The following is an 8,533-nucleotide window of genomic DNA, read 5'->3' on the forward strand; positions in this document are numbered from 1 at the left end:
GTTTGAGGAGCGGGGTCCAGTGGGCGGAGCCCCCGTAGTGGGGCTGGGGCGCAGCCCCAGGACCACCCCCCAGCCCCTCCGGCGATTGAGGAGCGGGGGCCGGGGCGGAGCCCCGGGGTCGGGGAGGGGCGGGGTGGGGGAAGTCCCCCCGGCTCAGCCGCGTAGGGGGAGGGCCTGGCCCGCCACCACCAGCAGGACCTGCTCGCACTCGCCCGCGAACCCCGCGTTCAGCCGCCCCAGTTCGTCGCGGAAGCGACGCCCCGCGGCCGTCGCGGGCACCACCCCGGCGCCGACCTCGTTGCTGACGGCCACCACCGTCCGCTCCGTCGCCCGCACGGCCGCGACGAGACGGCCGACCCGTTCGTGGAGGGCGCGTTCACCGCCGTGGGCCCACTTCTCGTCGTCCCAGGCACCGACCGCGTCCATCGCGTCGGTGAGCCACAGCGCCAGACAGTCGATCAGCAGCGGGGCGGCGTCGTCCGCCAGCAGCGGCACCAGGTCGCAGGTCTCGGCGGTACGCCACGAGCCGGGGCGCCGGTCGCGGTGGGCGGCGATGCGGGCGGCCCACTCGCGGTCGCCGTCCCGGGTGCCGCCGGTCGCTACGTACAGCACGTCGGGGAAGGCGGCCAGCCGCCGTTCCGCTTCGAGGGACTTGCCGGAGCGCGCCCCGCCCAGCACCAGGGTGCGCCGCGGCAGATCCGGCACCTCGTGGTACTCGCCGACGATCAGCGTGCTGCCGTCCGGTACGGTCCGCGCCCCCGCCGTCGCGAGACGGCGGTGCAACTCGGCGCCGGGGGGCACGGTGTGGTCGAGGTGGACGGCCACGACGTCGGTGGTGGGCCCCACGCCACCGGACGCCCGGAGCCGGGCGAGCGCGTCGGGGCGGCCGAGTACGTCGAGCACGACCATGTCGTACGGCTCGGCGACGGGGCCGGACAGCCCGGACGGGGCGCCGCCCGGCGGCAGGTACAGCAGGCGGGTGCCGTCGGGCCCGGCCACCTCGTACCCCGTACCGGGCGAGTCCAGCGCCACCGCCCGCACCCGGTGCCCGCTGATCAGGGACAGTTCGCGCCCGTCCGGGACCCGCCCCGGCGCCGGGAGCCCGGCCGGGAACTCGACGGCGGGGCCCGCGTGCGGATGGGAGAGCAGCACCTGCCGCACCCCGACCAGCGAGTATCCGGCCCGCGCCGCCGCGAAGGCGGCGCCGGGGGTGAGGTCGAGGAGCAGCGCGCCGTCGATCAGGAGTGCCGTCGCCGCCCGTGCCTCGTCGCCGACGGCGGTCGCGCAGGCCGCGCAGGGACAGCCGTGGCGCGGCAGTCCGTCGGGGGCCCCGGTGCCCAGAAGAGTGAGTTCCACGCCCCGATCGTCTCGCGTACCCGCGGGCCGGGCGCGCCGGGTCACCCTCCACGGAGACGTACCGATCCGTTCGGAGCCGTACGGAGTGATCAGTCGCCTAGGCTGCGGGCAGATATCACGTGTCGACCGGTGGGATGGAGGAGGCGGACATGGCCTGGACGTGGCGGTTCGAGAAGTCCGACGGGACGGAGACGGCGCCCGCGGTGCAGCCCGAGGAGTTCCCGACCCAGGGGGACGCGGAGTCATGGATCGGTGAGGAGTGGAAGGCGCTCCTGGAGGGCGGGGCGGAACAGGTCACGCTCTTCGAGGACGGGTCGAAGATCTACGGCCCGATGAGCCTGCACGCGGAGTAGGCGGAGGAGACGGAGTCAGGGGGGGGCGGGGGCACCGCCCCCCCTTCTCTTCGGCCCGCAAGCCCGCAAGCCCGCAAGCCCGCAAGCCCCTCAGCCCCGCACCCCGCACAGATGCAGCAGCGCCGCCACCGCGCGGTACGGGTCGGTGCGCCCGGCCCGCTCCTCGGCGGCCAGCAGCCGGTCCCATTCGGGGGACGGCGGGGGCTCGGCGGCGTCGGGGGCCTGGTCGGTGAAGACCCGCACCCCGTACCAGGCGTGCAGGGGCGCCCCGATCGCGGTGAGCGTGGTGGTCAGCTCCTCGCGCCGGTCGGCGCGCACCGTCAGCCCGAGGCGGTTGGTGTACGTGGCGGAGTCGAAGGAGCCGAGCGCGGCATCCCAGTCCCCGGCGAGCCCCGGCCGCATCGCGAGCGCGTCGGCGTTGCGCACCAGGAGCGAGAGCAGTCCGCCGGGGGCGAGGACCCGGGCCAGACCGGCGAGCAGCGGGTCCGGCTCGTCCGTGTACATCAGGACGCCGTGGCAGAGCACCACGTCGAAGGCGCCGGGCAGGAACGTGGCGCCGGTCTCCCGGCCGTCACCCTCCAGCAGCTTCACCCGCTGCCGGATGCCCTCGGGTTCGTCGGCCAGGGCGGTACGGACCGCCTCCAGCATCGCCGGATCGGATTCGAGGCCGGTCACCTTATGACCGGCGCGGGCTAATCGCAGGGCCTGGGTGCCCTGGCCGAGGCCGACGTCGAGGACCCTCAGCCGCTGGTCGAACCGGAACCGCGAGGTGATCTGCTCATCGAGCTGATGGGCGACCAGGGCCTGCCGGACCGTGTTCCGTAAGCCTCCGAGGCCGCCGAGCCAGCCCGCCGCTCCTCCGGCGAAGCCGGATCTCCCGCTCAGGGCCGCTCTCCGCGCTTGACCTGCGGCTTGGGCAGACGCAGCCGGCGCATCTGGAGGGTGCGCATGAGGGCGTACGCGACGGCGCCCCGCAGGTTCTCGTCCGGGAACTTCTGGCGCAGTTGACGCTTGAGCTGGAAGGAGATCACGAACGAGTTCAGGACGATCAGCACGATGACGACCATCCACAGCAGCAGCACATAGCTCTGCATGGCGCCCGCCTGGATCATGCTGAGCACCATGATCAGCACGGCGAGCGGCAGGAAGAACTCGGCGATGACGAACCGCGAGTCCACGTAGTCACGGGCGAACCGGCGCACCGGGCCCTTGTCGCGGGCCGGGAGGTAGCGCTCGTCACCACCGGCCAGCGCCTCGCGCTGGCGCGCCAGATCGGAGCGGCGGGCCTCCTTCTGCCGCTTGGCGGCGTCCTTGCGCGTGGTCGGCGTATTCGCCAGGCTGCGGCGCTGCGACTGGGCCGCACTGCGCTTGGGCGTGGGGCGGCCCTTGGGCGCCTGCGGGTCTCTGGGCTGCTGCGGCTGGTCCGCGGTCACCTTGGCGGTGGCGGCCTGCTCATCCTTGGAACGGCTTCGGAACACAAAGCCCAAGAGTACGGGTTCACCGGTGTGGGCCCCAGCGTCAGGGGCAAAGAACCGGAAACCGCAGTGGCCACGCTCCTCCCTGCGCCGGAGGCGCCCGGACCGCGATCGTCCTGGAGGAGGAGCGCGGGACGGGCGGAACAGTGCGGTAATGGAAGAAGGGCCCGTAGGCTGGGTCTGTTGGGTGTGCCGGTGTCACAAGTCCGTCAGAAGGGGGCGCGCGAGGCCCATGAGCGGTGTCATGAAGCGTATGGGGATGATCTTCCGCGCGAAGGCCAACAAGGCCCTGGACCGGGCCGAGGACCCGCGCGAGACCCTTGACTACTCGTACCAGAAGCAGCTGGAGCTGCTCCAGAAGGTCCGGCGCGGTGTGGCCGACGTGGCCACGTCCCGTAAGCGCCTGGAGCTTCAGCTGAACCAGCTGCAAGGCCAGTCCGCCAAGCTGGAGGACCAGGGCCGCAAGGCGCTCGCGCTCGGCCGGGAGGACCTGGCCCGCGAGGCGCTGTCCCGTCGTGCCGCGCTCCAGCAGCAGGTCACCGACCTGGAGGCGCAGCACCAGACGCTCCAGGGCGAGGAGGAGAAGCTGACCCTGGCCTCGCAGCGGCTCCAGGCCAAGGTGGACGCGTTCCGCACCCGCAAGGAGACCATCAAGGCCACCTACACCGCGGCCCAGGCACAGACCCGGATCGGCGAGGCGTTCTCCGGCATCTCCGAGGAGATGGGCGACGTCGGCATGGCGATCCAGCGCGCCGAGGACAAGACCGCGCAGCTCCAGGCCCGCGCGGGCGCGATCGACGAGCTGCTGGCCTCCGGTGCGCTCGACGACCAGTCCGGGATGGCCAAGGACGACATCGCGGCCGAGCTGGACCGGATCTCCGGCGGCACGGACGTGGAGCTGGAGCTTCAGCGGATGAAGGCCGAGCTGGCCGGTGGCAGCGGCGGCTCGCAGCAGGCGATCGAGGGCGGCGGTCAGGACCAGTCGCAGCAGTCGCAGAACCAGCACAAGTTCGACAAGCAGTAGCCGCCGCCCCTGGACCGGGCGAGGTCTGTCGACGTCCCAAGGAGGTCGTCATGATCGTACGGATCATGGGGGAGGGACAGGTGCAGGTGGACGACAGCCACCTGCCCGGACTCAACAAGCTGGACGACGATCTGCTCGCCGAAATCGAGAGCGGCGACCACGACGGCTTCCGGCGCACGCTCGGCGCGCTCCTCGACGCGGTGCGCTCGGCGGGGGAGCCGCTGCCCGCCGACGCGCTGGAACCCTCGGGGCTGATCCTGCCCGCACCCGAGGCGACGCTCGAGGAAGTCAAGGCGATGCTCAAGGACGACGGCCTCATCCCGGGCTGAGCACCGTGCCCGCAGACCCTGCGTCGTCCCAGGTCACAGCCAAGGTCACGGCGGATTCCGGCGCCGCCGCACCCACGACGGGGGCGGGACGCCGCCGACGCGGTCCGGCGCGGCGTTTACCGTTGGATCCCGTGACTCCCCTCGCCGTCGGGCCTGGCCTGGCCCGTCCGCACCGCTGGCTGGCCGCCCACCCACGAGCCCTGGACACCCTCGTGGCCGTCGGCTGCCTCGCCCTGATCCTCATCGGCGCGGTGTCCAACCCGCATCTGCGCGACCACCAGCACGTCGGTGTCTTCTTCGGACTGCTGGCCACCCTCTCCTCGGCGTCGCTCGTGCTGCGCCGCGAGCTGCCGCGCGCGGTGCTGGCGTTCACCTGCGCGATAAGCGTCATCGAGATCGTCACCAACGACGAGGGGCCGCCGCGCACCTCGATCGTGTTCGGGGTCGTGGTCGCGCTCTACACCGTCGCCGCCCGCACCGACCGGTCCACCACCTGGCGGATCGGCGCCGTCACGGCCGTGCTGCTCACCGGCACCGGGATGCTGTTCGGGCTCACCCCCTGGTACGCGCAGGAGAACTGGGGCATCTTCGCCTGGACGGGGCTCGCCGCCGCCGTGGGCGACGCCGTCCGCAGCCGCCGCGCGTTCATCGCCGCGATCGAGGAGCGGGCCGAGCGCGCCGAGCGCACCCGCGAGGAGGAGGCCCGGCGCCGGGTCGCGGAGGAGCGGCTGCGCATCGCCCGCGAACTGCACGACGTCGTCGCGCACCACATCGCGCTGGTCAACGTGCAGGCCGGGGTCGCCTCGCACGTCATGGACAACCGCCCGGACCAGGCCAAGGAGGCGCTCGCGCACGTACGGCAGGCCAGCCGCTCGGCGCTGGACGAGCTGCGCGCCACCGTCGGTCTGCTGCGGCAGTACGGCGACCCCGCCGCGCCCACCGAGCCCGCGCCGGGCCTCGGCGTCCTGGACCAGCTGGTGGACGGCTTCGTACGGGCCGGGATGCGGGTCCAGGTCGAGGAGCGGCCGCAGGGCGGCCTGGGGCCGCTCGCCGGTTCGGTGGACCTCACCGCGTACCGGGTCGTCCAGGAGGCGCTGACCAATGTGCACAAGCACGCCGGGCCCGAGGTCAAGGCCGAGGTCCGTATCGTCCGTACGCACAGCGCGCTGGAGATCACGGTGTCGGACGACGGCGTCGGCACCCCGTCCGAGGACGACGGCGGCGGGCACGGGCTGCTGGGGATGCGGGAACGGGTCTCGGCGCTGCGTGGTACCTGCGAGGCGGGACCCCGCCCCGAGGGCGGCTTCCGGGTCCGGGCGACACTTCCGCTCCAGGCCCGTGGGGGAGGGGAATCATGACGATCAAGGTGCTGCTCGCCGACGACCAGACGCTGCTGCGCAGCGCGTTCCGGGTGCTGGTCGACTCGGAACCCGACATGGAGGTCGTGGGGGAGGCGTCCGACGGCGCGGAGGCGGTCGAGATCGTACGGGCCAAGGGCGCCGACGTGGTGCTGATGGACATCCGCATGCCCGGTACGGACGGGCTCGCCGCCACCCGCATGATCACCGAGGATCCACGGCTCGCGGACGTCCGGGTGGTCATGCTGACCACGTTCGAGGTCGACGAGTACGTGGTGGACTCGCTGCGGGCGGGCGCGAGCGGCTTCCTCGGCAAGGGCGCCGAACCCGGCGAACTCCTCTCCGCCATCCGCATCGCGGCCGCGGGCGAGGCGCTGCTGTCCCCGGTCGCCACCAAGGGCCTGATCGCCCGCTTCCTGGCCCAGGGCGTCCCGGGCTCCGGCGACGCCGCGTACGACGCCTCCCGGCTGGACGCCCTCACGGGCCGTGAGCGCGAGGTGCTGGTCCAGGTCGCGGGCGGCCACCCCAACGACGAGATCGCCGCCCGTCTGGAGGTCAGCCCGCTGACCGTGAAGACGCACGTCAACCGGGCGATGGCGAAGCTGGGCGCCCGGGACCGGGCCCAGCTGGTGGTCATCGCGTACGAAACGGGCCTGGTCCGCCCGGGGGCGTAGAACCCCCGGGCGGGGCCGGGAGGGGCTACGGCAGCGCCAGCATCCGCTCCAGCGCGGCCTTCGCGTGGGCCTCGGTCTCCGGGTCCACCTGGATGCGGTTCACGATCTTGCCCGCGACCAGCGACTCCAGGGCCCACACCAGGTGCGGCAGGTCGATCCGGTTCATGGTCGAGCAGAAGCACACCGTCTTGTCGAGGAAGACGATCTCCTTGCCCTCCGCGGCGAATCGGTTCGCCAGGCGCCGGACGAGGTTCAGCTCGGTGCCGATGGCCCACTTGCTGCCCGCCGGGGCCGCTTCGAGGGTCTTGATGATGTACTCGGTCGAGCCCACGAGGTCGGCCGCCGCGACCACCTCGTGCTTGCACTCGGGGTGCACCAGCACATTGACGCCGGGTATGCGCTCGCGGACGTCCCGTACGGACTCCAGCGAGAAGCGGCCGTGCACGGAGCAGTGGCCCCGCCACAGGATCATCTTGGCGGCGCGCAGCTGCTCGGGGGTCAGCCCGCCGCCGGGCTTGTGCGGGTTGTAGACGACACAGTCCTCCAGCGACAGGCCCATGTCCCGCACCGCGGTGTTGCGGCCCAGATGCTGGTCGGGGAGGAACAGCACCTTCTCCCCCTGCTGGAACGCCCAGTCCAGGGCGCGGCGGGCGTTGGAGGAGGTGCAGATCGTGCCGCCGTGGCGACCGGTGAACGCCTTGATGTCGGCGGAGGAGTTCATGTACGACACCGGCACCGTCGTCCCGGCGACGCCCGCCTCCGTCAGCACGTCCCAGCACTCGGCGACCTGCTCGGCGGTGGCCATGTCGGCCATCGAGCAGCCCGCCGCCAGGTCGGGCAGGACGACCTGCTGGCCGTCGCCGGTCAGGATGTCGGCGGATTCCGCCATGAAGTGCACACCGCAGAAGACGATGTACTCGGCGTCCGGCCGGGCGGCCGCGTCACGGGCGAGCTTGAAGGAGTCACCGGTGACATCGGCGAATTCGATGACCTCGTCGCGCTGGTAGTGGTGGCCGAGCACGAAGACCTTGTCGCCGAGCTTCTCCTTGGCCGCGCGGGCGCGGGCCACCAGATCCGGGTCGGAGGGCGCGGGCAGGTCGCCGGGGCATTCCACACCACGTTCGCTCCTCGGGTCGGCGTCACGGCCGAGGAGGAGCAGCGCGAGCGGGCTCGGCTGGACGTCGAGGGGCTGGGCGGTGGTCACAACACGCACCCTTCTTTCTTCACTCGGGACCCTAATCGTCAATTTGACGCTATCTATCATAACCGCTTCACGTCATGTTGACGATGGGCATCGCGTCGATGTGACGCATTACGGTCCGCGGGCCCCGTATGCGAGCATGAAGGGCAGGAAACGCGCTGGGCCCGGAATGAATCCGGGGCGCCGTTGGTTGGTTCCGACGGCAAGCAGTCCGTACGACCCGGGAGAGAAGCAGATGACCGTTCAGGACGAGACCACCGCGAGCGAGGGCATCATCCTGTCCGACGCCGCCGCGTCGAAGGTCAAGAGCCTGCTGGAGCAGGAGGGCCGCGAGGACCTCGCGCTGCGCGTCGCCGTCCAGCCCGGTGGCTGCTCCGGCCTGCGCTACCAGCTCTTCTTCGACGAGCGCTCGCTCGACGGCGACGTCGTCAAGGACTTCGACGGCGTCAAGGTCGTGACCGACCGGATGAGCGCCCCGTACCTGGGCGGTGCCTCGATCGATTTCGTCGACACCATCGAGAAGCAGGGCTTCACGATCGACAACCCGAACGCCTCGGGCTCCTGCGCCTGCGGCGACTCCTTCAGCTGAGCCCTGAAGCGACCGGCATACGGAGGCGGCGAGTACATCTCGCTGGCCTGCCTCCAGTCCGCCAACCATGAGGTCGGCACGGGGTATCCGGTGGCCGAGGCGGCGGACGCGTGCGCGGCGTACGGCGTGCCGCTGCTGGTGGACCTGGCCAAGTCGCTGGGCTGGGGCCCGGTG

General features: G+C 72.1%; 10 protein-coding genes and 1 pseudogene. 7 read left to right on the forward strand and 4 right to left on the reverse strand.

Annotated features, from left to right (window positions below; all coding sequences use genetic code 11):
* Nucleotides 1-153: 153 nt before the first annotated feature.
* Entirely contained in the window at nt 154-1,356 is a 1,203-nt protein-coding gene (locus SSOG_RS32850; protein WP_009718571.1) for a bifunctional adenosylcobinamide kinase/adenosylcobinamide-phosphate guanylyltransferase, read from the reverse strand.
* Between the two features lie 149 nt (nt 1,357-1,505).
* Between SSOG_RS32850 and SSOG_RS32855 the strand changes: the two genes are divergently transcribed.
* Nucleotides 1,506-1,709 (forward strand): hypothetical protein, encoded by a 204-nt coding sequence (locus SSOG_RS32855; RefSeq protein ID WP_039942100.1) that lies wholly within the window; start codon nt 1,506-1,508, stop codon nt 1,707-1,709.
* A gap of 90 nt (nt 1,710-1,799) precedes the next feature.
* Here SSOG_RS32855 and SSOG_RS32860 read toward each other — a convergent pair whose 3' ends face one another.
* Complete coding sequence (locus SSOG_RS32860; protein WP_009718573.1) at nt 1,800-2,510, reverse strand: class I SAM-dependent methyltransferase; 711 nt, start codon at nt 2,508-2,510, stop codon at nt 1,800-1,802.
* An 80-nt stretch (nt 2,511-2,590) separates the two neighbouring features.
* Nucleotides 2,591-3,187 (reverse strand): DUF3043 domain-containing protein, encoded by a 597-nt coding sequence (locus SSOG_RS32865; RefSeq protein ID WP_039939248.1) that lies wholly within the window; start codon nt 3,185-3,187, stop codon nt 2,591-2,593.
* 241 nt (nt 3,188-3,428) lie between these two features.
* Between SSOG_RS32865 and SSOG_RS32870 the strand changes: the two genes are divergently transcribed.
* The 4 genes from SSOG_RS32870 (at nt 3,429) to SSOG_RS32885 (ending at nt 6,569) form a co-directional block, all read left to right on the forward strand.
* Nucleotides 3,429-4,208, forward strand: a complete 780-nt coding sequence (locus SSOG_RS32870) for a PspA/IM30 family protein (RefSeq protein ID WP_039939249.1) — start codon at nt 3,429-3,431, stop codon at nt 4,206-4,208.
* Between the two features lie 50 nt (nt 4,209-4,258).
* Nucleotides 4,259-4,537, forward strand: a complete 279-nt coding sequence (gene pspAA, locus SSOG_RS32875; protein WP_009718576.1) for a PspA-associated protein PspAA — start codon at nt 4,259-4,261, stop codon at nt 4,535-4,537.
* Between the two features lie 122 nt (nt 4,538-4,659).
* Nucleotides 4,660-5,895, forward strand: a complete 1,236-nt coding sequence (locus SSOG_RS32880; protein WP_009718577.1) for a sensor histidine kinase — start codon at nt 4,660-4,662, stop codon at nt 5,893-5,895.
* Nucleotides 5,892-6,569, forward strand: coding sequence for a response regulator (locus tag SSOG_RS32885; protein ID WP_009718578.1), 678 nt, complete (start codon nt 5,892-5,894; stop codon nt 6,567-6,569). Before SSOG_RS32880 ends, SSOG_RS32885 begins: the two co-directional genes overlap by 4 nt.
* 25 nt (nt 6,570-6,594) lie before the next feature.
* Here SSOG_RS32885 and nadA read toward each other — a convergent pair whose 3' ends face one another.
* Entirely contained in the window at nt 6,595-7,782 is a 1,188-nt protein-coding gene (gene nadA / locus SSOG_RS32890; RefSeq protein WP_009718579.1) for a quinolinate synthase NadA, read from the reverse strand.
* Nucleotides 7,783-8,005: 223 nt separating this feature from the next.
* On the opposite strand from nadA, the gene erpA reads away from it, so the two are divergent.
* Nucleotides 8,006-8,359 (forward strand): iron-sulfur cluster insertion protein ErpA, encoded by a 354-nt coding sequence (erpA, locus tag SSOG_RS32895; protein WP_009718580.1) that lies wholly within the window; start codon nt 8,006-8,008, stop codon nt 8,357-8,359.
* Nucleotides 8,360-8,395: 36 nt separating this feature from the next.
* Nucleotides 8,396-8,533 (forward strand): annotated as a pseudogene (locus SSOG_RS56565) (cysteine desulfurase); the annotation flags it as partial.

Origin of the sequence: Streptomyces himastatinicus ATCC 53653 (genome assembly GCF_000158915.1) — a bacterium.
In the GTDB taxonomy this organism is placed as follows: Bacteria; Actinomycetota; Actinomycetes; order Streptomycetales; family Streptomycetaceae; genus Streptomyces; species Streptomyces himastatinicus.